This window comes from Treponema pallidum subsp. pallidum str. Nichols (assembly GCF_000410535.2).
GTDB lineage: Bacteria > Spirochaetota > Spirochaetia > Treponematales > Treponemataceae > Treponema > Treponema pallidum.
Window position 1 is genome coordinate 525,439 of record NC_021490.2, and the last position, 26,499, is coordinate 551,937.

A 26,499-nucleotide genomic window follows, 5' to 3' on the forward strand; every position below is an offset into this window, starting at 1 on the left:
GGGACGTGCGTGTGCACTTCTGGGGGGTGCGGGGGTCTGTGCCTACTCCTGTGACACCTCGACAGGTCCAGTCAAAGATAGCGGCTGTCGTTCAGCGCATAAGTGCAAAGGATGTCAGGAATCAGAGATCCAAGGAGCGTTTTATTTCTGATCTGCCTGCCTGGCTCTTTGGGACTACGGGTGGGAATACTACGTGCGTGGAGATGGAGACTGATTGCGGGGAAACCCTCATCTTTGACGCAGGGACAGGCATTCGTGATCTGGGTATCGATCTTATGAGCCGTCCAGGCTACAGGGCGCAGGGGCATGTATACCACCTCCTGTTTACGCATTTTCATTGGGATCACATCCAGGGGCTACCCTTTTTCAATCCTGCCTTTGATCCTCGTAATACCATTATCGTCTATAGCACTCGCAAGAAAATGAAGGAATTCCTTGAAGATCAGATGAGGTATCCTTACTTTCCAATATCTATGTTTGGACGCGACGGTTTTAACGCAAAGTTTGAATTTCGCCTGATAGGTAACCATGAGGAGTGCTTTGCTATTGGGAAGACGAAGATAACTTGGAACCGGGTGCGTCATCCAGGCGGATGTGTATCGTATGCGGTGAGCGAGGCTGGTGGGAAGAAGGTGATTTTTTCTACCGACACCGAGTTACGGCAGAAGGATTTTGATAGAAGTGAGCGTAATGTCTGCTTTTACGATGCCGCAAGTCTGCTCATAATTGATTCGCAGTACACCATGACTGAATCCATCAAAAAAGAAGGGTGGGGCCACTCCACGTTCTCTATAGTGGTTGATTTTGCAGTAAGTTGGGGGGTGAGAAGACTGGCGCTGTTCCACCATGAACCTACGTATGATGATAAAAAGTTGTTTAGCATTTTGCAGAATGCCTGCTGGTATCGCAAGTACGTTGGTGCGCACGATCTTGAAATACTGCTCGCACAGGAAGGAAAGGATATCTTTGTATGAGTGAGGAGGAGCGCATGTATAGCTTTAGCGGTGAAGAAATCAAGGAACTCGCGCTTCTGTTTCGTCGGTGTGGGCAGACATTGGCGCCGGCGCTGCGCCGTCTTGCGCTGTTTGTCGATCGCACTGTTTGTCGCCATATGACGGTTGAGGAGGCTGAGGATTTTTTCGGTAGTGCAGAGCGCTAGGCAGTCGTGAGTATCCGGACCTTTTCTTTTACTCCCAGCGTTCGGCTGAGGCGCATTGTTCTCTGGGGCAGTTTGTTCTGTGCGGGTGTTCTTTGTCTGCTGTGTCTGTGTCTTTTAGTTGGCCTTGCCCCGGTGCGTCCTTTTGTGAAAAAGGAGCATATGTTCACTGTGCAGTCCGGTGTGGGCGCGCGGAAGGTCATTCACGAACTGAGGAACGCACGGCTCATTCGATCCGAGTGGGCTGCGCGGTTGTACGTGTTCGCGCGCGCGCTTAATTTTAAGGCGGGTAGCTACGCAGTTTCTCCTGCAATGAGTGCGGTGCGCATTTTAACTATGCTCGACGATGTCGAACAACAACGCTTTATCAAGGTCACCGTCCCCGAGGGACTGACGGTAAAGAAAATTGCTGCACTGTTGCAAGACGCTACAGTGGTAAGTGCAGCGGCGTTTGTGGAAGCTTGCACGAGCGCTGCATTGCGAACGCGCTATAAGATCCCTGCTCCTTCAGTGGAGGGTTTTCTCTATCCTGATACGTATTTTTTTAGTTACCAGGAACGCGCGGCCAATGTGGTGGGAACCATGATCGAAAACTTTCTGGCCAAGACTAGCCAGTTGCCGTCGTTTCCTGGTGATCCGGTTGCGCGATTTAAAACCGTCATACTCGCTTCAATCGTGGAACGCGAGTACCGCGTGGCTTCTGAGGCAGCACGCATCGCAGGTGTTTTTTATAACCGGATGAAGGTAAACATGGGACTGCAATCTTGCGCGACAGTCGAATATGTCATTACTGAAATTGAGGGGAAAGCGCACCCCGAGCGCTTGTTCTTTAAAGACCTTGAAATAGACAGTCCATTTAATACGTACAAATGTGCTGGGCTGCCCCCAGCTCCTATCTCAAATCCTGGGCTCACCGCGTTGAATGCTGCGCTGCATCCTGAAGTGCATGACTTTTTCTATTTTAGGCTCACCGATCCGCAGGCGGGCACGCACACGTTCACCAAGACGTTGGACGAGCATGATCAAGCTGGGCTCATGCTGCTAAAGAAAAATACGGGAATGTAGGCAGTGGCTCGGATTTCTGCGCACGTTATTGATGCGATTGCTGATCGTGTGGATTTGGTTTCGCTGGTGGGAAATTACACGCATCTGGAGCGGCGTGGGGATGACTGGTGGGGTCGCTGTCCATTTCATCATGAGCGTACGCCTTCGTTTCATGTGGTGCCGGATAAAAAGATGTACTATTGCTTTGGGTGTGGGGTTGGTGGATCCACTATTAAGTTTTTTATGGAAATCGAGAAAATTGATTTCCACGAAGCGGCAGTGCGTCTTGCAAAGCGTGCAGGAATCGAGATGTCCTTTGAGGACGGGGTGCACGCTCCTTCTGCTCATGCTTCCTTTACAATGCAGCTGTGTGAAGTGTATCAGCGCATTGCAGAGACGTTCCATCACGTACTTATGCACACCGCGCAAGGAGCGCGTGCGCGCGCGTACCTAGCCTCGCGCAAGGTAACGGATGATTCAATACGCACCTTTAAGCTCGGGTACGCTCCGCCGGATCCGGTATGGTTGTTTCAATTTTTAAGGCACAAGGGATACTCCCCCGAGTTTCTGGCCCGTTCTGGGTTGTTTGCAAAAAAAAGCGAGCGTATCGCCGTTTTTTCAGATCGGATCATGTATCCGATTGCCGACCGCTACGGTCAGGTTATCGCATTCGGAGCGCGCGCCTTGGGGACTGCACCTGCAAAGTATTTGAACACGGCAGATATGCCACAGTATAAAAAGGGTGAGCACTTGTTTGCGTTTCACTGTGCTCTTTCTCAGATGAGAAAGACGCGCGCGGCGATTATATGTGAAGGATACATGGATGTTATCGCGTTTCATCAGGCGCAGTTGACGTATGCTGTTGCGCCTTTAGGCGCATTGCTGACGAAAAGCCAGGCACGTTTGATGCGTTCGTTTGTCGATCGAATATATATGTGTTTTGATGCCGACGGAGCAGGCAGAGCGGCAACGTACAAGGCGATTTTGTTGTGTCGTTCCTTGGGTTTTGAGGTACGGATAGTAGAATTGAATGGAGGTACTGATCCTGCAGAATGTGCGTGTATAGAAGGAGAGGACGCTTTGAGAAAAAGCGTAGAACGGAGCACTACTGACGCGCAGTATTTGATACGGTGTGCACGCCATGAGCACAGTCACCTTGGTGCAGATGACACATCACGTGCGGTGTCCTTTTTATTCCCTTATCTGAGTGTCTTGGACTCTGCCATTCAGCGTGAGCAAGTCATGCAGGATATTGCGATGGCGTTTGGCATTCGCATACAGGCGGTGCACGCAGATTACCTGCGTTATGTGTCCCGTACCACGCAGAAAGGGACAACAGGGAATTGTGTTCTGTCTGTACAGGGAACAGCGATACAGGTGAAGGAGCCTGCTACGGGAGTACGCACTGCGCAGCTGCGTTTGGTACTAGCGGTGGTAGCAAATCCTGAGTTATTTGAGCTCCTGCGGGAGAGTGTGTGTGCAGATGACTTTGAAGATCCTATGGCAAAAGAGTTATTCATAATCCTAGAGGAGTGTTATCGTGCAGACACGCGTGCAAGTCCGCATGTTCTTTCGTGTTGTACAACCGACGAGTTAAGGAAACTCGTGAGCGAGGCAATTGTCTGTGGTGAGTTCTCTTGCAATGCGCCGCAGATTGTGCGTGACGGTGTTGCGCTCGTGCGTCGTAATAGACTGCTGAAGGAGCGAGAATCGCTCGTAGGGCGGCTGCGCCGATTTGGGGATGCATCTTCGGGTGAGGAGTGCGGGTCTATGCAGGAGCTTATGATGGAAAAGCAGCGGGTTGATGAGGAGTTAGAAAGGTTGAAAGGGGTGAGGAAATGATGGAGCTGTCACGTACTCCTGCGGTGATGCGCCTGTTAGAATATGCGAGGGAGAAGAAGGCTATAACGCATGATGAGGTCGAGAACATACTCGCGCACTATGGCGTTGAGACAGAAGAGCTGCTACATGATGTGCTTGATATGCTTGAGCAGGAGAATATAAAGGTCTTCTCCTCTGAAGAGGAGGAGCTAGAAGACGAAGTCTTTGCAGGGCTGAAAGGACCTGCCGCGGACGATGGCGATGGGTCGTTCCCCCTTTCAACTGAGCGCGTGCGTGATAAGCTGTGCGACAGTAGCCGTGGGGCACGGCAGAACTTGCTGTCAAACGCGCGGAATATTGCACTTGACGATCCGGTGAAACTCTATCTGCGTGATATCGGCCAAGAAAAGTTGCTCACTGCGGAGCAAGAGGTCATGCTTTCAAAGCGGATGGAAGAGGGCGAAGGCATCATAAAGGACATTATTACCCAGTCTGGGCTCCTTCTTCCTGAGTTTTATCACATTGGGCGCAGTCTTTCTAAAAAAGCTCTTGCGGTTTTGGATCCTGCAGAAAGCGGACGTACGAGAAAGGAAATCAGCGAGGAGATGGCCGATCGCCGGCGTCTGAAACAGGCATACGGAGAGGTGCTTCGCTCCTTGTATCCTGAAATGCGTCATTACATGGCAATGAAAAAGCGGCTGGATGAGCGTGGGGAGCCGGTGACGGTTTTGAGTAGTGATGAAGAAGTGTGTAAGCAGCGCGACAAGTTGCTTTCCTGTTTACAAAAGGTGGACTTGCAATTAGAGGAGATAGATCGCTTTTCTCGAAAATTTTTGGACACCGCGCGAAAAATACGGGAATACAAGCGGCGTAAAGATCGCCACGAAAAGCAACTTATGATTGCTGACCTGTGTGACATGCGCAAGATTGGGCGTGGTCTGGCCGTGCCCCGTCAGCGTGCAAAGTTGGAAGAGACGCTTGGTATGTCTGCAGATTGTATTCAAGAGATCTATACACAGATTCAAAAAGTGACACGCAGGCTGCGACGCATCGAGTATGACTTTGAAAATACCATCGACGGTATTTTATCCATGGCGCGGGCAATTCACCGGGGTCATGTCATGCTCAAGAAGGCAAAGGATAAGCTCATTAATGCTAATCTGCGTTTAGTTGTGTCGATTGCAAAGAAGTACACAAACCGTGGATTGCTTTTTTTTGATCTCGTGCAAGAGGGCAATATTGGGCTGATTAAGGCGGTAGAAAAGTTTGAATATCGCAAGGGATATAAATTTTCCACGTATGCGACGTGGTGGATTCGCCAGGCAATTACCCGTTCTATTTCCGATCAGGCGCGCACCATTCGGGTTCCGGTACACATGATAGAGCAGATAAATAAAGTGACGCGTGAGTCTCGGCAGTTGTTGCAAAAGTTTGGGCGTGAGCCTTCTGATGAAGAAATTGCGCAGCAGCTCTGTTGGACAGTTGAAAAAGTTAAGCAGGTAAAAAGTGTTGCGCGCGAGCCTATCTCTCTTGAAACTCCAATTGGAGAGGAGGAGGACTCTTCCTTGGGTGACTTTGTCCCTGACGCTGACGTGGAAAATCCCTCTCGAGTTACAGAAAGAGTCTTGCTTAAAGAGGAAGTGCGATCTATCCTCTCCGCTCTTCCTGCGAGGGAGCACGAAGTTTTGAGAATGCGTTTTGGTCTCGATGGAGACTACTCTCAAACGTTGGAAGAGGTCGGTTTGTACTTTGATGTGACGCGTGAGCGTATTCGGCAGATAGAGGCGAAGGCCCTTAAGCGTTTGCGTCATCCACGACACAGCAGAAGATTGAAGGATTTCCTTGACAGTTAGGGGTATGTTATGGTTCCTGCAAATGTTTTCGAGAACTTACGGGCACTGCAGGTGGTGCTTGCGCAGAAGAATCGCTTGGAAACCGAGATTGCAGAGGCGCCGAAGTTCTTAGTCGCTCAGGAAGAGTTGCTAACGCGTTGTAAAGAAAGTTTTATTGAAAAGAATGTCGAATACGAATCTGTGCGCGAAGAAGTTGCCCGTCTGACCACCGAGTTGTGCAAGGCAGAGAAGCGGCGTGAGGATGCGGAAGTTGCGATGGACAACATTAGCACGCAGCGGGAGTACGATGCGCTCGATAGGGAGATTCAGGAGGCGAAGCGGCAGGAGGTTGCATTGCGCTCCGAGGTAGCGCGCTCGGATGTAGCTTATAAGCGTTTGGCAGAAGAAATTAAGCTTGATCAAGAAGACATTGTGCAGCAGGAGAGGGAGCTTACGGAGAACAAGGCTCGCGTCGACGCAGAGGTGCGTGGTAAAAGGGAGCAGGTGTTGCGTTTACAGGAGGAAGAGCGGCGTCTTTCTCCAGATCTTGACCGGGATGTACTCTTTAAGTTTGAGCGTATTATCAAAAGTAAGCAGGGCGTGGGTATCGTACCCGTGCGGGGGAACGTGTGTGCAGGGTGCCACATGATTTTGCCCGCGCAGTTTTCAACCGGCGTACGTGAAGGGAACAGTATCGTGTACTGCCCCTATTGCAGTCGGATTCTTTACTATGAGGAGACAGATGAGCCTGAGATGACCTTCTTTGATGAAGAGGACCTGGGCAGTCTGTCGGACCTTGTCTATCCAGAAGAATCTGGAGGATTTGGGGGAGGTGACCGGGAAGAGATATAGAGAGGTTGGTAAATGGGGTGACAGAGAACTGCAGATAGTCGCTGCGGGTTTCTCGCAGAGGAAAGTCCGGACTCCTTCGGAAATGATGCTAGTTAATTACTAGGCAGCGGCTCTCTGCAGTGCCGCTGACAGCAAGCGCCACAGAAAATATACCGCCTTTGGGTAAGGGTGAAAGGGCGAGGTAAGAGCTCACCGCGTTTTGGCGACAAAACGGCACGGCAAGCCTCATCAGGAGCAAGATCGAGCAGCAAAGGATATTCCGATCCTGTTTTGCGGGTTGATTGCATAAATTTATATAGCGATATATAAAGTGAGACAGATGATTATCCTTGACAGAATCCGGCTTACCAGTTCTCTGTTTTTTTAGAGTATCGATGGAATTTCTACTAAGGCGGAGCGGGCACCAGAGTTTCTTCCCGGGGCGGAGGAAACTGCCTAATTCCGTGTTCCTCTTTTCGGTCTTTTTCGCCCTGGTAGTGGGCGTGGGGGTTGGTGCGTGGCGTTACCGTCGGTACTACCGTGGGTTGCCGAGCGCGCGCAGCGTGTATGAGGACTGGAAGAATGGTAATTACAAAGCGGTGTACGATAAGGCGGCTGAAATTCTCCAGAGGCGGGTGTTCGACGCTGAGATGCTCGCGCTGCATGGGTTTGCTGCCTACTATATCTTTTCAGAGCAGACTGACCTTTCTGTCAGTTACGACTACCTCAATAGTGCTATTGTGTCCTTGCGCCGCGCGTTGCATGTGGTGCGCCCTGCAGAAGTTCCCAACGTTTCTTATGTCCTTGGCAAAGCCTACTACCAGCGTGGGTATTACTACGCTGACTTGGCGGTGAAGTACCTGGATCTTGCCTATAACGCAGGGTTCAGGGCTGCGGATTTGGCGGAGTTTCGTGGCATGTCTGCCTCTTTGCTCGGAGATATGCAAAAGGCGGTTGAGTCGTTCACGCAGGCTCTCGCTGCACAGCCCTCTGATCTTGTGCTCTACGCGCTGGCAGAGTGTTATGAAAAACTTTCTGATTTTTCGAAGGCGAAGCTGTATCTGTATGATACCATCGGGAAAACAAAGGATGTTTTGCTTGAGCTAAAGTGCAGGAATAGGCTTGCTGCGCTGTATTTGTCTGAGCGCAACCTTGCAGAGGCTGAGCGAGAGCTGGATGTGGTTTTGCAAAAGGATGAGCGCTCTGCGGAGGCCCACTATCATCGCGGGGTTCTGTATGAGATGGGTTCGGATTTGGTAAGGGCGCGGGCGGAGTGGCGGCGTGCCCTGAGGCTGAATCCACTGCACGAGCCAACACGCGTGAAGCTGAACCTGAAATAGCTTGGAGGTGCCATGTTTTTTCTCAGACGATTTTCTGCTGACGTGGGTATCGATCTAGGCACGTGTAACACCATTATCTATGTGGAAGGAAGAGGGATTGTCGTCAATGAGCCGTCTGTGGTGGCAGTTGAGCGGGGAACGAAGTCAGTAGTTGCGGTAGGCTCGGACGCGAAGCGCATGTTGTGGAAAACTCCGGGAAATATCGTTGCGATACGGCCGTTGAAAGACGGTGTGATCGCGGACATGGATACTACCGAGAAGATGATTCGTTACTTTATTTCTAAAATTTTGCCGCGCCACAGGCTCATTAAACCGCGGATGGTCATCGGGATTCCCAGTTGTATCACGGATGTGGAGTGCAGAGCAGTGCACGAGAGTGCTAGTAAGGCCGGGGCTGGGGAGGTGGAGGTACTTGAGGAGTCACTTGCTGCAGCCATTGGCGCTAATATTCCCATAGAAGAACCGGCAGGGAACATGGTGTGTGATATCGGGGGGGGTACCACGGAGGTGTCGGTTATCTCGCTCTTGGGTATGGTGGTCACGAATGCAATTCGTGTTGGGGGCGATGAGTTTGATCAGGCCATTATCAAGCACGTGCGATCCGTTCACAATTTGATTATTGGGGAGCAGACTGCAGAGCGTTTGAAAATTGAAATAGGGAATGCTTCTCCGGAAAAGAATATTGAAAAGGTGGAGGTCAAGGGAACCGACGCCATCACCGGTCTTCCTCGCAGGCTTGAGATAGATTCTGTTGAAGTACGTGAGGCGCTCAAAGAGCCTATCACGCAGATAGTGGAAGAAATTAAGCGGACGCTTGCTCGAACGCCTCCTGAGTTGGCTGCGGATATCGTCGAACGGGGCATCGTCATGACAGGCGGAGGCTCTCTCCTCAAAGGTCTCCCTAAACTTATTTCTAAGGAAACGCATGTGCCGGTTATCCTTGCAGAGAATCCCATGAACTGTGTTGCTATCGGCGCAGGAAGGTACCACGAAGTCTACAAGGATATTTCAGGGGATCGTAGTCTGTATGCGGGACTGAATTCATGATTAGGTGGAAAAGGCTTTTTTTTTTAGAATAGACTCTGATCTATTCACCTTTATCGTGTTTTTGCTTGTTTCCTCAGGTCTCTTGGTCTTCTCAGGAGGGGAGCTGATTGTAAGCTTTAGGGATGTGGGGTTCTCCGTTACCTCCCGCGTGGAGAAGGCTGCAGCTTCGGTTTCTTTTTTTGTTACTCATACGGTCAAGACGTTGAAAACCCTCTCAGAGGTGCAAAGGCGGTACGAGGTCTTGCGCGAACAACTGAAAGACTACGAATTCTTGCAAGGATCACGCGAAAGTTTGAGAAAGGAAAATCAAAGGCTACGCGCCATGCTTGGGTTTTCCCGCGAGCTTTCAACGCGCAACATTCCTGCAGAGATTATAGGTTTTGACCCCGACAATTTGTACTCCGGTATTGTTGTTAGCAGGGGTGCGCGGCACGGGGTGCGCAAGAATATGCCTGTTGTTGCATTTCAAAGTGACACATTGGGGTTGGTTGGAAAAGTGGTGCAGGTTTCGCGTACCACGAGTATGATAGTGCCGCTTTATCACTACCAATTCTATGTTGCCGGAAAACTTGAGCGTGCTCAGTATCGGGGATTGATTAGTGGACAGGGGGGTAGTGACTTTCCCCTTCTAATGCGTTATGTGAAGAAGCACGGACAGGGAAGTATTCGTGTCGGCGACCTCGTGGTAACTTCGGGGGAAAATTATCCTTTCCCGAAAGATGTACCCGTCGGGAAGGTGCGGGACATTAAACTCCACGACCATGAAACTTCTCTTGAACTTTCTCTTGACCCCGTTTTAGACCTTTTCCGTTTGGAATACGTTTTTATCCTCGACCTGTCCTTGTCCCAAGAAGGACCGCACGGATGATACGGCTCATCGCCTGGTCTGTAGGTACCTCTTTTCTTTTTAGCATTGTAGAGATGGCAGTGTTCGTACACGTTTCGTACTTATCCATTATGCCAGATCTCGTCTTGCTCGTAGTACTGTTCACGAGCATTCACAATGGCGTGGTGGCAGGGATATGGACTGGATTTATTGCAGGAATTATTTTTGACTTCCTTTCTATCTCTCCCTTTGGTTTGCATTCGTTCGTTTTCACCACTATAGGCTTTATGGTAGGAAAGGTGCAGGGAAGATATCATATCGATAGAGTATTCGCCCCCGCGGTACTGGCAGGCTTTGCAATGATTTTCAAGGTGGGATTGGTGTTGGTATTGCGAGGAGTGTTTGGTCCAAATATCCAAGTGTATAGCGTGTTTTCACGGCAGCTTTGGATAGAAATGACGTTGAATATTGTGTTTGTCCCCTTTGTATTCGGGCTTTTGAATATGTTTCCGACCACTTTTCTTTATAAGAGGTTTTCTTCGTAGATGCGTTATTTTTCTCTCCTTCCTGATCGTCATATGCTTTTTAGGATAAAGGTTCTCACCTGGCTCGTCGTGCTGGTTATGCTGTTGTACATGCGGCAGCTGTTTGTCATTCAAATCGTGCGGGGGGATTCGTTCAAAAAAAAATCGCTGAACATATCTCAGCGTAGTAAAGTAATTCCTGCACAACGGGGGGAGATTTTTGATCGCCACGCGGATCTGCCCATGGTGCTGAATGTCAATTCGTTTGCAGTTGATATGATCCCCGGAGAGGTTCCGCCTGAGCAGTTCGATACGGTGCTCAACAAATTGTCGCATATTCTGCGCGTACCTATTTCGGATATTCGAAAGAAAATTCCTGATGCGGTCCGCCGTTCATTTCAAACGGTGGAGTTGCGCAGTAACGTGAGTTACGAGGACATCACTGCTATCGCCCAAATAATTGATGAACTGCCGGGCGTTTCTTGGTATTCAAAACCAGTACGAAATTACGTTGAAACAGGATCATTCGCTCACGTTATCGGATATGTGGGGGAGATTACAAAAGAAGAGCTCAAACGATTTTACAGTAAAGGGTACAGGCCCAACAGTCTCATTGGAAAGGCTGGAATTGAAAAAGAATACGACGAGGTCCTGAGAGGGAAAGAGGGACACGAGTACCGGACCGTCGATGCCCGTGGGCGATACATAGAAAACACTTCGGTTACTAACCCTCCTCGCATGGGTAATAACCTCGTGCTCACCATCGATCGGCGTATACAAAAACTTGCAGAAGACGCGCTCGGTCCTCGTATCGGAGCGGCAGTGGTACTGAAACCGACAACGGGAGAAGTACTTGCTATGGTATCTTATCCGTACTTTGACCAAAACATTTTCACTCAGCATAACGCCCACGAACTGTATGCGCAGCTTTCACATGATACACGGTTCCCTCTGCTTAACCGTGTTGTGAATGCAAGTTACCCGCCTGCGTCGACGTTCAAGATTGTCATGTCAACCGCTATTTTGGCAGAGAAGGCATTCCCCCATGAAAAGACGGTGGACTGTCCAGGAGAGATCGAGTATGGCAATCGCTTATTTCGCTGTCATATCAGAAAGCCTGGGCACGGCAAGGTAGATCTCCGTCGTGCGCTTGAGCAGTCGTGTGATATTTATTACTGGACAGTCTGTCGAGACTATCTTGGCATCGACCGCATGATTTCGTACATCAACGATTTTGGATTTGGCAAATCGGCGCGCATCGATTTACCCAGTCAAACAGAGGGTATGGTTCCAACACCGAAATGGAAAGAACGTCGGTTTCATGAAAAATGGTTGGATGGAGACACTATGAATCTCGCTATCGGGCAGGGTTACATGCTTGTCTCGCCTCTGCAGGTGGCAAACATGGTCGCGATGACCGTTAACAATGGCGTCATTTATCGGCCCCATTTACTCAAGGAAATTCGGGACTCTCGTACTAACGAAGTGCTATTTAGGCATAAACCTGAGGTATTAAAGACAGCAAAAATTCCTGCAGAGATATTCGAGCACGTGCGCGCAGATATGCATTCGGTTGTCACGCGTGGCTCCTCCCAGTATGCAATGAAAAATAAGACCGTGTCCCTGGCAGGGAAAACTGGTACTGCAGAAGTAGGTTTTCACAATCGGTGGCATTCGTGGATGGCAGCGTATGGGCCTTATCATCGCCCCCCGGATGAAGCGGTGGTCGTTGTGGTACTGGTAGAGGCAAGAAACGAATGGGAATGGTGGGCGCCGTTTGCAACCAATATCATTTTTCAGGGTATTTTTGCGAATGAGGATTATGAGCAAGCAGTTGAGTCGCTCAAGTCGTACGGCATTTCCCTTGGGGTGCCGGCAAGGAGTCGGCAGGAATGAGGATTCGCGGTGTCAGTGATTTTGACTACCTATTGCTTCTGACCATGCTGGCGTTGACCAGCATTGGTATCTTGTTCATCTATTCTTCCGGGGTAAATTCAGAGGGACACGTTATTTCCAGAGAATACCTAAAACAAATAGTGTGGGCCGTCATGGGTGTGGTGCTCATGCTTTCTGTGAGCATGTACGACTACCACAGGTTCAAGGATAGAACAACGCTTATTTTTGCAGGTTTTATATTGCTGCTGATATACACGCGGTTGTTTGGGCGGTATGTAAATGGTGCAAAAAGCTGGATCGGTGTGGGAGAATTCGGCATTCAGATTTCTGAGTTTGCAAAGATCGCGTACATATTATACTTAGCGCACTATCTTGTTTATTCTCAGAGTGAGCCTATGCTTAAGCGCTTTGCGAAAGCGGGGGTGATTACCTTGCTGCCCATGGCGCTCATATTGTCTCAGCCGGATCTCGGCACTGCATCCGTGTACCTGCCGATTTTTCTCGTTATGTGTTTTATTGCAGGATTTCCTCTCCGTTTGATTTTCGCGGTGGTTTGTGTGGTCCTCCTGACTTTGCTCTTTACACTGTTGCCCCTTTGGGAGCAAACCTTTTTGCAATACCAGGGGGTGGCTACGCGCATTGCAGATTCGCGTATGCTGTCGCTGTTTGTGTTTTTTTCTCTCAGCGCTACGTCTGCGGTAGCGGTGGTAGGGTACCTGCTCTCTGGAAGAAAATACTACTACTGGATTACTTACGCTTTGGGAATGGTGAGTATTTCTTATGGCGCATCGCTGCTGGGAGTTCGGGTTTTAAAACCGTATCAGATGATGCGCCTGATCATTTTTCTCAATCCCGAGGTAGATCCACTCAAAGCGGGATGGCACATTATCCAGTCAATGATCGCTATTGGCAGTGGCGGTGCGTTTGGAATGGGGTACTTGAGAGGACCGCAGAGCCATTATCGATTTTTACCGCAGCAGAGTACTGATTTTATCTTCAGCATTCTTTCTGAAGAGTGGGGTTTTGTTGGCGGGGTGATAGTGTTTGGTTTGTATCTGTTGTTCTTTCTGCATACGCTTTCCATCATGAGTCACGTTGATGATTTGTACGGTAAGCTCATCGCAAGCGGTGTGTTGGGTATGTTCCTTTTTCACTTTGTAGTTAACGTGGGCATGACCATGGGAATCATGCCCATTACGGGTATTCCTCTGTTGCTCCTTTCGTATGGTGGATCGTCTCTGTGGACCGCGATGATTGCAACGGGACTCTTGATGAGTATCAATGCAAGGCAGTTGTAAATAGAGTAAGGAAAGGACATTTGGTATGAAGGTGGTTCTCTTTTATGATCAAGGAAGAGCGCATTCAGTTGCTGCGATATGCGAGGTGCTTTGTGCACAAGGATGCGCGGTAACACCGCATGCGATTGAGCAGGTGTGGAACGACACATCACCGTGCAGTACGCCTTTGGCGTTGGTACAGGATGCAACGCATGTGTTTTTTTTGTACGCGCATGAGCCCATGCGCGATCCGGCTTTTATTTTCTTTTCTGGAGTTGCTTGTGGGCGTGGTATGCACGTGCTGCTCTTGGCTACAACAACGGAGGTCAGGGATATCCATGTATTTCGCGACTTGGTCTTTTTACTTGAGGAGGAGACGTTTGAGGATTTCTTTCGTGTCGAGCACGAGAGATTTGTAAGGCAGAAAAAGAAGCGTGTCGCACGCACTGCGCTGTTAGAGCGCGGTTATCCATGTTTTGAAGAAAATTTCATCGCGACAGTCATGGATGGGAATATTGATATTGTCAATCTCTTTTTGGATGCAGGATTTAGCGCTGCGTTGAAAGACGCACGCGGTACGCCTGTGTTGTCTTTGGCAGTGCGGGAGGGTCAGGATGAGATGGCAGCGCAACTTATTGCGCGCGGTGCGCCAGTAGATCAGTTATCTGACGATCGCGCGTATTCTGCGCTGATGGAAGCAGCTCAAATTGGGAACCGAACTGTTGCGCGTCTGCTCTTGCATGCAGGAGCAGATCCAAACGTGCGAGGTTCAAATGGTCAAACGGCGCTGGTGTTGGCAGTGGGTAGGAAAGATCATGTATTAATTCGGCTATTGATGGATCATGGTGCAAATCCGTACCTGGAGGATAAGTTGGGCTTGTCGGCACAGGGGTACGCAAAGCTCTTCAACGATCCTACTCTGTGTACGCTGGTGGGCGTGTAGTGAGGAGCGCATTTGCAAGAGGAAAAGTATGCTACTTAATCGGAAGTGTATTGTGGGGCAGTGTTTCATGCACACAGCCCCGCGTCCAGAAGTGGGTGCAGAACGATGGAAAGGTGAATGTTCACAGTCCGCAGGAGCGTGCGGGCGTTGTCGCCACCTTCGGCACCGTGCGCATCACGCGCTCAGACTATGAGCGTACAAAGGCAGAATTGCAAGATGTGGTGGCGCATTTGAATCGTATCACTGCCGAACGTGACTATCACAAGTGGCTTGTGTATCTTTCCGACGCATATCGGCGCGCGTACTCAATGCCTGACATATTGCAGCAGAGCTCGGACGCCCTGCCAAAGAAGGGTGTTCGTTTGCGGCACCTACGCGATTATTTTATACACGTGTTCGTGCCGTCGCGGCAAAACGTGCGGGTGGACTCCATTGTCTTCGAGAGCCCGACCCGAGTGGATGTAATCATGAACCATGGAGGGAAGGCACTACTCGTGTACAAGATTGAGAAGATACACTCGGCGTGGAAGTTACTCCCCTAGAGACAGGGAGAGCGCGTTCGCACCAGAAGGCGAGCACGGCCGCTCAGCCACACGCGGCCGACGAGAAGATGACAGGAAGCACTGCACGGCGCTATCTCTCACAGGATCATCAGTCCGTTTAGGCATATGCCTACGAACTGAGTCCTCCGAGTGCAGAGCCGAGCGTTACGGCGTTTTCAAGTGAAATGATATCGAAATACACACCGCGCTCCTCAGTCAAAAAGGCTTGCAGGTGGGAAGTAACCCGGGTGCGTAGGCGGTAGGTGCGTTGGAACGTGGTGCCTTCTGCGAGCACGCACACGGGACGAAGCGGATCATACCCAGCACCGCTTTTTAATACTGAGGCGGCGATTACTCCCGCAGCGATGCGTGCTGCACGTGCAACTACCGCATCGAGCAAAAGAAAGAGAATCTCTCGGTCTGTGTCGGTGCCCGGTGCGAGCAACGCGCCCAACGTGGTGGTGGACACAGAGGGAGCAAATAAAAAACGATCCATATCCACGAGTGTAAAGGAAACCGTACTGAGTGCAGCGTGTACTGCGTGTGAGAAAAGACCTTCTTGTGCCGCAAGCCGCACGACAACGGAAGCAAGGGGACCGAGGTAGGTGCCCGAGGACATCTTCTCTAGGTGTGCAATATCCGGCTCGGCAGTAGTTTGAGTGAATAATTCGTCAAAGACACTGCGCGGTACTTTGTTGCTTTTTCCCGATTCGCACACTACCACCTGAGGTGTGTGATGCGCAGGAATTTTAGGAATAGGGTCTGGCTCCAGATACGCAGAATTCATTCCAGTGCCAAGAATAAAACCTACGTATGAACTGAACGAACACCCCTCTGGTGCCGCAAAAAAACCTGCAAGCAGCGCACTCGTTGCGTCATTGAGCATTTTGAGAGAACGGAGTTCAGGCCAGTTCCGAGCACTTAGCGCTTCTGTCAAACCAGCACCGACACACGTGCCGATGACCTCAGCAGCTTTGATTTCCTTCGCAAACTGAATAACCTCACCGTCACCGTCAGGTCTGATACGAATAGGGTAAGAGAAACAAAAGCCAATGCAGTCCGCTGCACCTTTCAGACGTGCCAGGTTGTCTGCAATTTCTCCAAAAAACTCTGTCCTTGAGTACTCACGGGTGGTACCGGGCATGGGACGTTTTTCTAAATTCTCGATGTGAGGTGTGCCACTGTCGCCGAAGCGTACGAGGCACGAGCGAAAGTTGGTTCCTCCAGCGTCGATAACTATCACGCGTCGGTTGCAGGGGGATACACGGGGGGGCGCCACCCAAGTGGGAATCATCGCAAGTGCACTCCCCATACGGGGAGGAAGCTGCGCCTCTTCCTCTAAGCCGCGCACCATATCTGCGCGCAACACGTCGACAACCGTGCGGACGGAAGGTCCCTGGACATCAAAGTGAAAGCGCCCAAAAAATGCAGAAACAAGATCGCGTGTACGTGTATGCTGATCCATACGCGCCCTCCCTGGTCGGCTGCCAGGGTAGCACGGATAGCTCGTTTAGGAAACCGTTCCTGCAAAAAAGGGGTGCCGGCGTATGGGGCAGGGAGTTTATACCTAAAGACAGGGCCTATGCGGAACGAGTACGGCAAACGGAGTGTTCCTTGTAGGGTGAACCCGACGGACCCAGTGACTGCACAGTCAATCCCCTACTACGCCCCTGTTGTGTTCGGCGACTTGGATATCTTCCTAGAGGTTTGGACTGATTGAAGGAAATGTTGAGCGAAAAGAGGAGGTGCGTGGGACGCGACGATACGATTCATCTTGATCCTTTTTGCATGATATGTGATCCTGGGGGGAGGGTGTCGGAGGACGGGCCATTAGCTCAGTTGGTAGAGCAACAGACTCTTAATCTGTGGGTCGCAGGTTCGAAGCCTGCATGGCTCAGGGGCGGTTGGGTGTCTGCATCCTGTTGGGCGAGTTTTTGCTTGCCGCATCTCTTCCGTGCGAGAGTGGTGGAATCGGCAGACACGCTAGACTTAGGATCTAGTGCCTCTGGCATGAGGGTTCAAGTCCCTCCTCTCGCAGGGCGCCTGTGCGGGAATAGCTCAGTGGTAGAGCGCCACCTTGCCAAGGTGGAAGTCGCGGGTTCGATCCCCGTTTCCCGCTTTTTCAGCGCTTTGCTGCATCCTGCTTGGACCGTGCGAGGCGTTGCGGACGTAGGTATTTCTTCCTAAGGATCTGGGCTTGTGGAACTTCAAAAAAAATTCACCGCGCTTGCACAATCTCAGGTTGAGCTAGAGGTGGTCGTCGCGCGCGAGGATGCGCAGCGGCATTATCAGCGTTTTGTTGAGGAATATCTTGAGCGTGCGCGGCTTCCTGGTTTCCGCAAGGGGAAAGTTCCTCTTGCAGTGCTTGAGCGGAAGTATGGAAGTGCTATTCGGCAAGATGCAGCGGCGGCCCTCATGGAAAAAGCTCTGGAGGAGGGGTTTGCCCAGGCGTCGCAGGACAGTCAGCCTCTTCCTATCTCCCGTCCTTCGCTTAAGAAAAAGCCAGTGTTCGATCCTGACGAGGATTTCTCTTTTGCTGTCATATACGACGTATTTCCTTCCGTTGAACTACGCAACACATCGGGCTTTTCGCTGTCCGTGCCCACTGTGTCGGTCACAGAAGAGGACGTCTCTCGAGAGTTAACGCGTATTCAGGAGCGCAATGCGCTGGTTACTGATAAGGGTGCAGATTCGTGTGCAGAGGTAGGGGACATTGCCACCGTCGATTATCACGAGGTTGACGATTCAGGTGCCGTTCGTCCGGGTACTGAGCGCGCCGGCGTTGTCTTTACGCTTGGGGTGGAGGAAGGTCCCTTTGCGCTTGGGCAAGATATATTGGGTATGAAATTAGGACAGCGGTGTCTCTTTGCTAAAAGGGCCGGTATGCTGAAGGACGAAGCCGCTCAGGTGAGGGTAACGCTTAAGGCGCTCAAGCAGCGTCAGTTGCCGAGTCTTGATGATGAGCTTGCGCAAGATGTGAGCGATGCTTTTCGCACACTTGACGATCTGACACGGAGTGTGCGGCAAAACCTCGCGGAAGCGTTGGAGGCAGCGCTGCACGAGTATAAGAGGCGGCAGCTGTTGCGTATATTGGTGCGGGAGAATCCTTTTTCTCTGCCGGAATCTTTGGTTGTGGGGGAGATGGAGTCTCGTTGGGCGTTGGTGATGCGTCAGTTTGGGGTGAGCCTGTCGGGCACCCCGCAGAATAAGCTGCAGTTTTTTCAGCAGTGGCGTCCGGAGGTGGAAGAGCACCTGAAGCAGCGTGTGATTGTTGAGCTCCTTCTTAAGCAGGAGCAGGTGTCTGTTTCTGCTGAGGAAATTGAGACGGAGTACGTACGCATTGCGTCCAAAACAGGTTCCAAAGAGGAGCGGGTACGCGAGTATTATGCAGGGGAGGAAAAACGGCGTGCGCTGTGTGAAGGAATACGAGAACGGAAGCTGTGCCAGAAATTGCTCGGACGATGTGTGACTGAGTGTGGGCCGGAGCAGTCTTTGACTGACTTTCTTCAGGAGCAGTCCCGTGCGTGAACGTATGCATAATCTGGTTCCCTACGTGATTGAACAGTCGGGGGGTGGAGAGCGGAGCTATGACATTTTTTCCCGCTTGTTGAAGGACCGTATTATTTTCGTAGACGGGGAGATCACTGACGCGGTGGCGGATTTAGTTGTAGCGCAGTTACTTTTTCTAGAGTCTCAGAATCCAGATAAGGATATCAGCCTGTACATTAATAGTCCTGGCGGGGCGGTTACTGCAGGGCTTGCAGTGTACGATACGATGCAGCACATTTGCCCTGAGGTGCAGACCATTTGCTTAGGACAGGCTTCGAGTATGGCAGCAGTGTTACTGGCAGGAGGTGCGCCTGGCAAGCGTTTTGCGCTTCCGTCTTCTCGGGTGATGATCCATCAACCGTGGGGTGGCGTACAGGGGCAGGCAAGTGATGTGTGCATCCAGGCGCAGGAGATCCTGCGCCTAAAGACGCTGACGATTGCGTATTTCGCGTTGCACACTGGGCAGTCAGAGGAGCAGGTGCGGGAGGATATGGAGCGAGATTTCTTCCTTTCCGCGGAGCAGGCGTGTTCGTATGGTATCGTAGATACGGTAATGAAGAGGAGAAAGCATGCTCAGGTCTAAGGGGGATCTGGTATTGGGCTGCTCTTTCTGTGGAAAAAAAGAAGATGAGCGACGCCGGATTGTGACCGGTCATGGGGTTTCTATTTGCAATTATTGTGTGGAGCGGTGTGCAGAATACTTGCGTGATCGCAAGCCGTCGGCACTTGCGCTCATGACCAAAGAGGAGATTCCAACTCCTTTAGAGTTGAAAGCTTACCTTGATCAGTACGTTATTGGGCAGGATTTGGCCAAGCGGGTGCTATCGGTTGCGGTGTACAACCACTACAAACGGGTGGCAGGTAGGTCTTTGGATATTGATTCGGTATTGATTGAAAAATCTAACGTGCTGCTTATTGGGCCGACAGGTTCAGGCAAAACGCTGTTGGCTAAGACACTTTCTCAGAAAATGAAGGTCCCCTTTGCGATAGCAGATGCTACTACGCTCACCGAGGCCGGTTATGTGGGTGAGGACGTAGAGAATATCTTATTAAAGCTCGTTCAGAATGCGAACGGAGATGTTGCCCTCGCAGAACGGGGGATTATCTTCATTGATGAAATCGATAAGATTTCGCGTAAGAGCGAGAACGTGTCTATTACGCGTGATGTGTCGGGTGAAGGGGTTCAGCAGGCGCTTTTGAAAATAATTGAGGGAACGATAGCATCGGTGCCTCCGCAGGGGGGTCGCAAGCATCCAAACCAAGACATGCTCAGGGTGGATACATCGAACATTTTGTTCATCTGTGGTGGTGCGTTCGTTGGGTTAGATGGTATTGTCGGTACGAGAGTGTGTAAGAATCCGGTTGGCTTTGGAGCAGATGTAAAAACGGTAAAGGAGCGAGGTCTGCAACTGATGCACGAGGACGTCATTCCGGATGATTTGGTGAAATTTGGATTAATCCCAGAGATTATCGGCCGTCTGCCGGTGACGGTCGCCTTGGATGCTCTTTCTAAAGAGGATCTGCGCAATATCTTGGTACGACCGCGAAATGCTATTGTCCGTCAGTTTGAAGCGTTATTCGCGTTGGATGACGTGCGTCTTGTCTTTGATGAGGACGCTTTGGACGCAATAGCTCAGCAGGCAATTGATCAAAAAACGGGGGCGCGGGGTTTGCGCTCTATTGTGGAAAGATTAATGCTTGATGCTATGTTTGAGGCACCGTCTCTGAAAGGGAAAAAGGAGCTATGCATTACGAAGAAGGTAGTTACACAAGAGGAAAAAGCCAGCGTTCGCCTTGTTTCTGAACGTACTGCGTGATGGTGTGGTGACCCGGGGGATACGTGTGAAAGACTTTACTTTTCCCCGTTTGTTTCCTATAGTTTGCGCTAGAGTGCGAACGTTTGGGAGGTTGCTATGGAGAGTCTCATAGGCAAGAGGGTTATAGACTTTAAGCTTCCTGCGTATGTCGGGGGGAAGTTTACGGAGGTCTCTAACGCATCCATTAAGGGTAGCTGGGCGGTGTTTATGTTTTACCCGGCCGACTTCACCTTTGTGTGCCCCACCGAGCTTGCGGATCTCGCGCGCGTATATCCGTCTTTTGTGGAGATTGGTTGTAAGGTATATTCGGTTTCTACGGACAGTGAGTACGTGCACAAGGCATGGGCGGATGCGACAGACACGATAAAGAATCTGCCCTACGAGATGATTTCTGACAAGGCGGGAAAGCTTGCGGGTTTCTTTGGAGTGTTGTTGCCAGACACTTGGCATGCGCTGCGGGGTACGTTCGTGGTCGATCCTGAAGGCCTTGTGAAAGCTTTCGAGGTACACGACATGGGTATTGGGCGCGATGCGGATGAGCTTTTGCGCAAGGTTCAGTCAGCACAGTTTGTGGCTAAGCATGGGGATCAGGTTTGTCCTGCTCGTTGGAAGCCTGGAGCAAAGACGTTGAAGCCTGGTATTGATTTAATCGGTAAGATTTAGTGCGGCCCGGAGGGCGCGCGTCGCCCTCCCCGCCTGTTCTTTTTCTGTTTTTGCTGCGTATAATGTGTGTTCTGTCTACTTATCCAGATACCTAAGTCTACACCGCAGCATGACGGACCATCGCTTTTGCAACATCCCCCTGCAAGACGGAGAGGACTCTAAAAAACAGCGCTGAAACCCTTAGGCGTCGGAAGCCTCTTTTAGCACCGACAGGAAGGCAGTCTGCGGGATCTCCACATCCCCCACCATCTTCATTCGCTTTTTCCCTTCCTTCTGTTTCTCCAGCAACTTTCGCTTACGTGTGATGTCACCTCCGTAGCATTTAGCAAGTACATCTTTGCGGAACGGACTAACCGTCTCGCGCGAGATAATCTGCCCGCCGATTGAGCCTTGGATTGCAATCTTGAACTGCTGACGGGAAATCTCCTCTTTCAGGCGAGCACACACCGCCTGCGCCCTTCTGCGGGCATGCGGTCGATAGCACAACTGCGCAAGCGCGTCTACCGGCTTCCCATTAATAAGGATGTCAACTTTCACCAGATCTGTGAGCTTCGACTCTATAAGCTCATAGTCAAAAGACGCATAGCCGTGGCTAATACTCTTGAGCCTATCGTAAAACCCAAAGAGAATTTCCGCAAGGGGCATCTCGTATACCAGTTCCACCCGCTTCTGATCTAAATAGTTCACCGCTGTTTGGTACGCGCGCTTTTCAATACAGAGCGTCATGACAGCACCGAGCACCTCTGTCGGCGTAATGATAGTTGCACGGATGTAGGGTTCATGCACCTGTGCAATCTCCTGCTCCAAAGGATAATGGGCTGGGTTGTCACACACTATGCGCTGTCCCGTTTTTAGAAACACATAGTATTGCACCTGAGGCGCAGTAAAAATGACTGTCTGGTTGAACTCTCGCTCTAAACGCTGCTGCACTACTTCAAGATGAAGCAGTCCTAGAAAACCACAGCGAAATCCGTGCCCCAGCGCTAAGGATGAGTCTCGTTCCCAGGAAATACTTGCGTCGTTGAGGGCAAGTCGCTCCAATGCTTCGCGCAGTTGCTCACACTCATCAGTGTCCACCGGATACACCGAGGAAAAGACCACCGGCTTTACCCGTCTAAATCCAGCACGCGGCGTGTCACATGGGCAGGACGCGTCTGTGATGGTATCCCCCACCTGTACATCTGAAACCGTTTTTACATTTGCACTCAGGTAACCGACATCTCCTGCACACAGCGCTTCACGTGCAATAAGGTTGAATACAAAGACACCCGTCTCTTCTACACGGTACTCTGCCCCGTTGCTCATGAAACGAATAACCATGCCACTTGTGACTTGTCCCTCGAAAACACGAATGTGGACAACTACCCCGCGGTACTGGTCATAGTGACAGTCAAATACTAACGCTTGGAGCGCGGCCGTACCACTCCCCTGCGGGGGAGGAATACGCGTGATAATTGCATCAAAGAGCGCGTCGACATTCTCTCCCGTTTTTGCAGAAATCAACACACTAGAGGCGGGATCCAAGCCCAGGTCGTGCTCTACCTGTTGGAGCACACGCGGCACGTCTGCCGTAGGCAGGTCGATCTTATTGATAACAGGGATAATTTCCAAATTGTGCTCTAAAACTAAGTAGAGATTTGAGATCGTCTGCGACTCAACTCCCTGCGTTGCATCTACCACCAGGAGCGCTCCCTCACAGGCAGCAATTGCGCGCGACACCTCGTATGCAAAATCCGCGTGTCCCGGCGTGTCTACAAAGTTCAACACATACTCGGTGCCGTGTGCATCCGTGTAGGGAATACACACGGCGTGGCTTTTAATAGTTATACCTCGTTCTCGCTCGAGTTCCATGTTGTCGGTCATCTGCGCGTGCTGCAGACGCTCTTCTACCGCGCGCGTCCTTTCGATGAGTCGGTCAGCAAGGGTGGATTTACCGTGGTCAATGTGCGCGACAATACAGAAATTTCGCACTCGGCGCACGCAAGCCATGGCGCGCATAGTAGTACAAAAGGGTGCGCCAGTCTACACGTTCTTTGTGTTATGGCTACTCGGGCGTGGTGGAGTTCCCTCGTTTTTCCCCTTCCTCTTCCCACTGACTTTTTTCCGTGTTTGTGCTACGCTGGCCCCATGGGTAAGGCGTGTGCGTTTCGTCCCCACGATCACGTGGTGTATCCAGGACAGGGCGTCGGTCAGGTGCAGGAAATAAGCGAAAAAACATTTAAGAACGAGACGCTGCTATACTACGTCATTTACTTGGAAGAGTCAGATATGACGGTGCTTATTCCGGTGGATAAAGCACAGGAACTGGGTATTAGAACCATTGTCAAAAGGAAGGAAGCAGAGCGCGCGTTGAGGTTTCTGTCTGAGGATTTTGATCCTAGTCCTCTTGATTGGAAAATGCGTTATCAGGTCAATTTAAACCTTTTTAAAAGTGGTGGTATCTTGGACAATGCGGCCGTTGTGCGCTCGCTCTACCACCGGAGTAAAGTCAAGGAACTGCCTATCCAGGAGCGAAGGCTCTATGATTCTGCATACCGTATTTTTCAGGATGAGATGTGTTTTGCGCTGGGGCTGCGACCCCCTGAGGTTGAAACGCTCATCCATGGCTATTTGGAAAAGGCAAAGGAAAACCCAGTTGTGTCGGGTACGGTGGATGTGCCCGGGTGACCCGCGCCGCGTTGCTTGTCACCGCTGCAGGCAGCTCTGCACGCATGCGCAGAGGTGGTGCGTGTGTGCAGAAAAAGGAGTACTTGCCGTTAACTTCCAGGCAGCCTGGTGTCTGCCTCCTTTCTGAGATACTCGTGCGTGCCCTTGAGGCGCGGTCGTTCTTCCTTGTCGTTGTTACCGTTCCTGCAGGTGAAGTTGCGTACGCAGAAAGTCAAGTGGCGTGTGATTCGCGTCTTTCGGCGTTCCCGTCTCGTACGCGTCCAGTCATTCTTTACGTGCCGGGTGCACATACACGCAGTGCGTCTGTGCGCGCGGGGCTTGACGCGATGGCTACGCATGCGCCCGATGTGGTCCTGGTGCACGACGGCGCACGTCCCTTTGTGAGTGTTGCGCTTATTCATTCTGTACTTGAGGCTACCTGTCGCTATGGAGCGGCAGTGCCGGTTATAGAGGCGACGGATACTCCCAAGGGTGTTGCTGCCGATGGGAGTATCGAAACGCATCTTATACGGAGTCGAGTGCGCTTAGCACAAACCCCTCAGGGTTTTTGCTACGCGTCGCTGTGCGCTGCCCATCACCGCGCTGCTACTGATGGGGAACAGTATACTGATGACAGCGAGCTGTACGCTCGCTACGGAGGGACCGTACATGTCTGCGCCGGTGAACGCAGTAATGTAAAGATTACCTATCCGGAGGATCTGGAGCAGCGGGCATCGGAGCCTGCTCTCACGAGGGGGATATCAGTCCTGCCGTGTACGGAAGAAGGTGCCCTGCGCGTTGGACTGGGGACTGATATGCACGCGCTGTGTGCAGGAAGACCGCTGATACTTGCAGGGATACATATTCCCAGTAAGAAGGGAGCGCAGGGTCATTCGGATGCAGACGTTCTTGCGCATGCGAGCATTGACGCCCTTTTGGGTGCAGCAGGCCTGGGGGATATTGGCACGTTTTTCCCCTCTTGTGACGGACGATGGAAAGACGCACATTCTTGCGCGTTGCTCCGCCATACCTGGCAACTGGTGCGCGCAGCGTGCTGGCGGCTGGTGAATCTCGATGCTGTTGTCTGTCTTGAGCAGCCTGCATTACACCCATTTCGGGAAGCGATGCGCGCATCGCTTGCGCAGGCCCTGGACACGCACGTAACACGTGTTTTTGTTAAGGCAAAGACTGCCGAACGCCTCGGACCTGTTGGATCTGGTGCGGCGGTTACCGCACAGGTAGTGGTACTTTTGAAAAAGATATGAGTGGCAGGCGTTGTGCGCCGTGTTCTGCGCGCTGGCCATGCAAAAAAATTTCGTGCTACTATGGCCTTCGGACATGAGGGTTATTGTTGTTGGATGCGGTACGAATGGGCGTGAACTTACGCGTCGTTTGAGCGCGAGGGGACATCAGGTTACGCTTGTTGCTGCCGCGCATGAGCCTGTCCCCCGTAAAATTCCCGCGGGGGCACAAGCGCTCGTGCGTCATCAAAAAGATCACCGCGCTACCCTGGGTGAGGCAGGTATCGCAAAGGCACAGGCGTTTGTTGCGGTCACCGAGGTTGACGAACTTAACATAGTACTGTGTGGTATAGCCGCCGACTTGAATGCCGGAGTGATTAAAATAGCCCAAACGCACGATGACCACTACGCTCACGCGGTGTGTCGTGAGTCGCGCTGTATTTTTGGTATTGACTTTCTCATATCTGCGGATAAGGAAGCGATGCGTGCGGTAGTGAGCACCGTCGAGCAGGGTGCCATCAGCGATGTCATCCCATTGAAAAATGCACCGTATGAAATTGCCCGTTTTCCTATTGCAAAGGGCAGCGGCCTCGATGGTATCACGCTCTCTGATATGCGTCGTCTGGTAAAAATTTCTTTTGTTGCCGTTGCTTTTGAAGTTCGGGGGAGGAGTGTAATTCCCTCAGGGGAGACCATGCTCGCTTCTGGTATGCGCCTGTCAGTACTCTGTGCGCCTGAACATATGGGACGTTTTTATGAGCTGGCGGGTTTTAAAATACATCCGGTAAAAAAAATTGCACTCATTGGCATGAGCGCGGTAGGTACGCTCGTGGCACAGGATGTAGCAGAAAAATGCAAGCCGCACTTTTTCAGTAGTGCCTTCAGTCTTTCTCCAAGGGAGCGTGCGAGTCTTGTATTGGTTGATAAGAGTGAAACGGCAACCCAGGCAGTGTGTGCTCAATTTCCGCACGTTACTGCCTATCATGGTGATGTCACAGATGAGGCTTTTTTCGCAGAGATTACGCCGGACACGTTTGATCTGGTGATTACCACCACTAATAACTATGAGCTGAATATGATTACAGCCGCATACATGAAGACGCTCGGAGTGCCTCGGGCTGTTGCATTGGTACACAGCTCCCTTATGGAGGATATTGCGGGGAAAATTGGCATCGATGTTGCTGTTTCTTATCAAGACGTAGTGGTTGACGCTATTATGAGCCATTTGGCCGGTTCCCACGTCACTGGCATACATACTATCGGCGACGGATCGCTAGAAATCGTTGAGTTCGCTATTTCCGCGCAGTCCCCCCTGGTAGGCAAGCGCCTGAAGGATATCGCTGTGCACGGAAGCTTCTTGGTGCTGCTCATCTCAACGGTGCGTGGCTCTTTCATTCCTTCAGGAGATACGGTTCTGCTTGAGGGAAGTGTGCTGATGTTCATCGTACAGTCTGCGCAGAGTGAAAAAATTGTCGCGTTGCTTGGAGGAACGGTGTAATGCGGT

General features: G+C 51.2%; 23 protein-coding genes, 3 tRNA genes and 1 other RNA gene. 25 read left to right on the forward strand and 2 right to left on the reverse strand.

Going from position 1 to position 26,499, the window contains the following annotated elements; genetic code table 11:
• The first annotated feature begins 5 nt into the window (after positions 1-5).
• The 15 genes from TPANIC_RS02385 to TPANIC_RS02450 all read left to right on the forward strand — a co-directional run bounded on the left by TPANIC_RS02385 (position 6) and on the right by TPANIC_RS02450 (position 15,079).
• Complete coding sequence (locus tag TPANIC_RS02385; RefSeq protein ID WP_010881938.1) at positions 6-974, forward strand: MBL fold metallo-hydrolase; 969 nt, start codon at positions 6-8, stop codon at positions 972-974.
• Positions 971-1,159 (forward strand): hypothetical protein, encoded by a 189-nt coding sequence (locus TPANIC_RS02390; protein ID WP_010881939.1) that lies wholly within the window; start codon positions 971-973, stop codon positions 1,157-1,159. The genes TPANIC_RS02385 and TPANIC_RS02390 overlap by 4 nt, the downstream gene beginning before the upstream one ends.
• A gap of 6 nt (positions 1,160-1,165) precedes the next feature.
• Entirely contained in the window at positions 1,166-2,221 is a 1,056-nt protein-coding gene (gene mltG / locus TPANIC_RS02395) for an endolytic transglycosylase MltG (protein ID WP_014342451.1), read from the forward strand.
• Positions 2,222-2,224: 3 nt separating this feature from the next.
• Positions 2,225-4,042: a DNA primase gene (gene dnaG, locus TPANIC_RS02400; protein WP_010881941.1), complete on the forward strand. Its 1,818-nt coding sequence runs from the start codon at positions 2,225-2,227 to the stop codon at positions 4,040-4,042.
• The gene (gene rpoD, locus TPANIC_RS02405) at positions 4,039-5,874 is read left to right on the forward strand and encodes an RNA polymerase sigma factor RpoD (protein ID WP_010881942.1); all 1,836 of its coding nucleotides are present in this window, start codon (positions 4,039-4,041) and stop codon (positions 5,872-5,874) included. Before dnaG ends, rpoD begins: the two co-directional genes overlap by 4 nt.
• A 9-nt stretch (positions 5,875-5,883) precedes the next feature.
• The gene (locus tag TPANIC_RS02410; RefSeq protein WP_010881943.1) at positions 5,884-6,705 is read left to right on the forward strand and encodes a zinc ribbon domain-containing protein; all 822 of its coding nucleotides are present in this window, start codon (positions 5,884-5,886) and stop codon (positions 6,703-6,705) included.
• 20 nt (positions 6,706-6,725) lie between these two features.
• Positions 6,726-7,068, forward strand: an RNA gene (rnpB, locus tag TPANIC_RS05155) — RNase P RNA component class A.
• 80 nt (positions 7,069-7,148) lie between these two features.
• On the forward strand, positions 7,149-8,024 hold the full coding sequence (locus tag TPANIC_RS02415) for a tetratricopeptide repeat protein (RefSeq protein WP_014505522.1): 876 nt from the start codon (positions 7,149-7,151) through the stop codon (positions 8,022-8,024).
• 12 nt (positions 8,025-8,036) lie between these two features.
• Positions 8,037-9,071 (forward strand): rod shape-determining protein, encoded by a 1,035-nt coding sequence (locus tag TPANIC_RS02420; RefSeq protein ID WP_010881946.1) that lies wholly within the window; start codon positions 8,037-8,039, stop codon positions 9,069-9,071.
• Between the two features lie 4 nt (positions 9,072-9,075).
• Positions 9,076-9,939, forward strand: a complete 864-nt coding sequence (gene mreC / locus TPANIC_RS02425; protein WP_010881947.1) for a rod shape-determining protein MreC — start codon at positions 9,076-9,078, stop codon at positions 9,937-9,939.
• A complete protein-coding gene (gene mreD, locus TPANIC_RS02430; protein WP_010881948.1) occupies positions 9,936-10,442 on the forward strand; it encodes a rod shape-determining protein MreD in 507 nt (168 codons plus the stop codon). The genes mreC and mreD overlap by 4 nt, the downstream gene beginning before the upstream one ends.
• Positions 10,443-12,317, forward strand: a complete 1,875-nt coding sequence (gene mrdA, locus TPANIC_RS02435) for a penicillin-binding protein 2 (RefSeq protein ID WP_010881949.1) — start codon at positions 10,443-10,445, stop codon at positions 12,315-12,317.
• Entirely contained in the window at positions 12,314-13,615 is a 1,302-nt protein-coding gene (gene rodA, locus TPANIC_RS02440; RefSeq protein WP_010881950.1) for a rod shape-determining protein RodA, read from the forward strand. Before mrdA ends, rodA begins: the two co-directional genes overlap by 4 nt.
• Before the next feature lie 25 nt (positions 13,616-13,640).
• Positions 13,641-14,537 carry an ankyrin repeat domain-containing protein gene (locus tag TPANIC_RS02445; protein WP_010881951.1) on the forward strand — a complete coding sequence of 299 codons (897 nt, stop codon included), beginning with the start codon at positions 13,641-13,643 and terminating at the stop codon, positions 14,535-14,537.
• Positions 14,516-15,079, forward strand: coding sequence for a hypothetical protein (locus tag TPANIC_RS02450; protein ID WP_010881952.1), 564 nt, complete (start codon positions 14,516-14,518; stop codon positions 15,077-15,079). Before TPANIC_RS02445 ends, TPANIC_RS02450 begins: the two co-directional genes overlap by 22 nt.
• A gap of 130 nt (positions 15,080-15,209) precedes the next feature.
• Here TPANIC_RS02450 and TPANIC_RS02455 read toward each other — a convergent pair whose 3' ends face one another.
• Complete coding sequence (locus TPANIC_RS02455; protein ID WP_010881954.1) at positions 15,210-16,544, reverse strand: hexokinase family protein; 1,335 nt, start codon at positions 16,542-16,544, stop codon at positions 15,210-15,212.
• A gap of 359 nt (positions 16,545-16,903) precedes the next feature.
• On the opposite strand from TPANIC_RS02455, the gene TPANIC_RS02460 reads away from it, so the two are divergent.
• The 7 genes from TPANIC_RS02460 (at position 16,904) to TPANIC_RS02490 (ending at position 21,108) form a co-directional block, all read left to right on the forward strand.
• Positions 16,904-16,976 (forward strand) — tRNA-Lys (locus tag TPANIC_RS02460).
• A 59-nt stretch (positions 16,977-17,035) separates the two neighbouring features.
• Positions 17,036-17,116, forward strand: a tRNA-Leu gene (locus tag TPANIC_RS02465).
• A gap of 10 nt (positions 17,117-17,126) precedes the next feature.
• Positions 17,127-17,198, forward strand: a tRNA-Gly gene (locus tag TPANIC_RS02470).
• Between the two features lie 80 nt (positions 17,199-17,278).
• The gene (gene tig, locus TPANIC_RS02475) at positions 17,279-18,607 is read left to right on the forward strand and encodes a trigger factor (protein WP_010881955.1); all 1,329 of its coding nucleotides are present in this window, start codon (positions 17,279-17,281) and stop codon (positions 18,605-18,607) included.
• Entirely contained in the window at positions 18,600-19,211 is a 612-nt protein-coding gene (locus TPANIC_RS02480) for an ATP-dependent Clp protease proteolytic subunit (RefSeq protein WP_010881956.1), read from the forward strand. Before tig ends, TPANIC_RS02480 begins: the two co-directional genes overlap by 8 nt.
• Positions 19,198-20,445, forward strand: a complete 1,248-nt coding sequence (gene clpX / locus TPANIC_RS02485) for an ATP-dependent Clp protease ATP-binding subunit ClpX (protein WP_010881957.1) — start codon at positions 19,198-19,200, stop codon at positions 20,443-20,445. The genes TPANIC_RS02480 and clpX overlap by 14 nt, the downstream gene beginning before the upstream one ends.
• A 96-nt stretch (positions 20,446-20,541) precedes the next feature.
• Entirely contained in the window at positions 20,542-21,108 is a 567-nt protein-coding gene (locus tag TPANIC_RS02490; RefSeq protein WP_010881958.1) for a redoxin domain-containing protein, read from the forward strand.
• Positions 21,109-21,288: 180 nt separating this feature from the next.
• Here the strand turns inward: TPANIC_RS02490 and lepA are convergent, their stop codons facing one another.
• Positions 21,289-23,106: a translation elongation factor 4 gene (gene lepA / locus TPANIC_RS02495; RefSeq protein WP_010881959.1), complete on the reverse strand. Its 1,818-nt coding sequence runs from the start codon at positions 23,104-23,106 to the stop codon at positions 21,289-21,291.
• 129 nt (positions 23,107-23,235) lie between these two features.
• Between lepA and TPANIC_RS02500 the strand changes: the two genes are divergently transcribed.
• From TPANIC_RS02500 to trkA, 3 genes are all read left to right on the forward strand, one after another.
• Positions 23,236-23,775, forward strand: a complete 540-nt coding sequence (locus TPANIC_RS02500; protein ID WP_025267583.1) for a CarD family transcriptional regulator — start codon at positions 23,236-23,238, stop codon at positions 23,773-23,775.
• Positions 23,772-25,019, forward strand: a complete 1,248-nt coding sequence (gene ispF, locus TPANIC_RS02505) for a 2-C-methyl-D-erythritol 2,4-cyclodiphosphate synthase (RefSeq protein WP_012460564.1) — start codon at positions 23,772-23,774, stop codon at positions 25,017-25,019. The genes TPANIC_RS02500 and ispF overlap by 4 nt, the downstream gene beginning before the upstream one ends.
• A 73-nt stretch (positions 25,020-25,092) precedes the next feature.
• On the forward strand, positions 25,093-26,493 hold the full coding sequence (gene trkA / locus TPANIC_RS02510) for a Trk system potassium transporter TrkA (RefSeq protein WP_010881962.1): 1,401 nt from the start codon (positions 25,093-25,095) through the stop codon (positions 26,491-26,493).
• Positions 26,494-26,499: the final 6 nt, after the last annotated feature.

Coding starts and splice junctions, on each gene's coding strand:
- rpoD (WP_010881942.1), top strand. CDS start 4,039: ATGATGGAGCTGTCACGTACTCCTGCGGTGATGCGCCTGTTAGAATAT.
- TPANIC_RS02490 (WP_010881958.1), top strand. CDS start 20,542: ATGGAGAGTCTCATAGGCAAGAGGGTTATAGACTTTAAGCTTCCTGCG.
- lepA (WP_010881959.1), bottom strand. CDS start 23,106: ATGCGCGCCATGGCTTGCGTGCGCCGAGTGCGAAATTTCTGTATTGTC.
- clpX (WP_010881957.1), top strand. CDS start 19,198: ATGCTCAGGTCTAAGGGGGATCTGGTATTGGGCTGCTCTTTCTGTGGA.
- TPANIC_RS02390 (WP_010881939.1), top strand. CDS start 971: ATGAGTGAGGAGGAGCGCATGTATAGCTTTAGCGGTGAAGAAATCAAG.
- TPANIC_RS02500 (WP_025267583.1), top strand. CDS start 23,236: ATGGGTAAGGCGTGTGCGTTTCGTCCCCACGATCACGTGGTGTATCCA.
- mrdA (WP_010881949.1), top strand. CDS start 10,443: ATGCGTTATTTTTCTCTCCTTCCTGATCGTCATATGCTTTTTAGGATA.
- TPANIC_RS02420 (WP_010881946.1), top strand. CDS start 8,037: ATGTTTTTTCTCAGACGATTTTCTGCTGACGTGGGTATCGATCTAGGC.
- TPANIC_RS02455 (WP_010881954.1), bottom strand. CDS start 16,544: ATGGATCAGCATACACGTACACGCGATCTTGTTTCTGCATTTTTTGGG.
- rodA (WP_010881950.1), top strand. CDS start 12,314: ATGAGGATTCGCGGTGTCAGTGATTTTGACTACCTATTGCTTCTGACC.
- TPANIC_RS02410 (WP_010881943.1), top strand. CDS start 5,884: ATGGTTCCTGCAAATGTTTTCGAGAACTTACGGGCACTGCAGGTGGTG.
- mreD (WP_010881948.1), top strand. CDS start 9,936: ATGATACGGCTCATCGCCTGGTCTGTAGGTACCTCTTTTCTTTTTAGC.
- trkA (WP_010881962.1), top strand. CDS start 25,093: ATGAGGGTTATTGTTGTTGGATGCGGTACGAATGGGCGTGAACTTACG.
- TPANIC_RS02445 (WP_010881951.1), top strand. CDS start 13,641: ATGAAGGTGGTTCTCTTTTATGATCAAGGAAGAGCGCATTCAGTTGCT.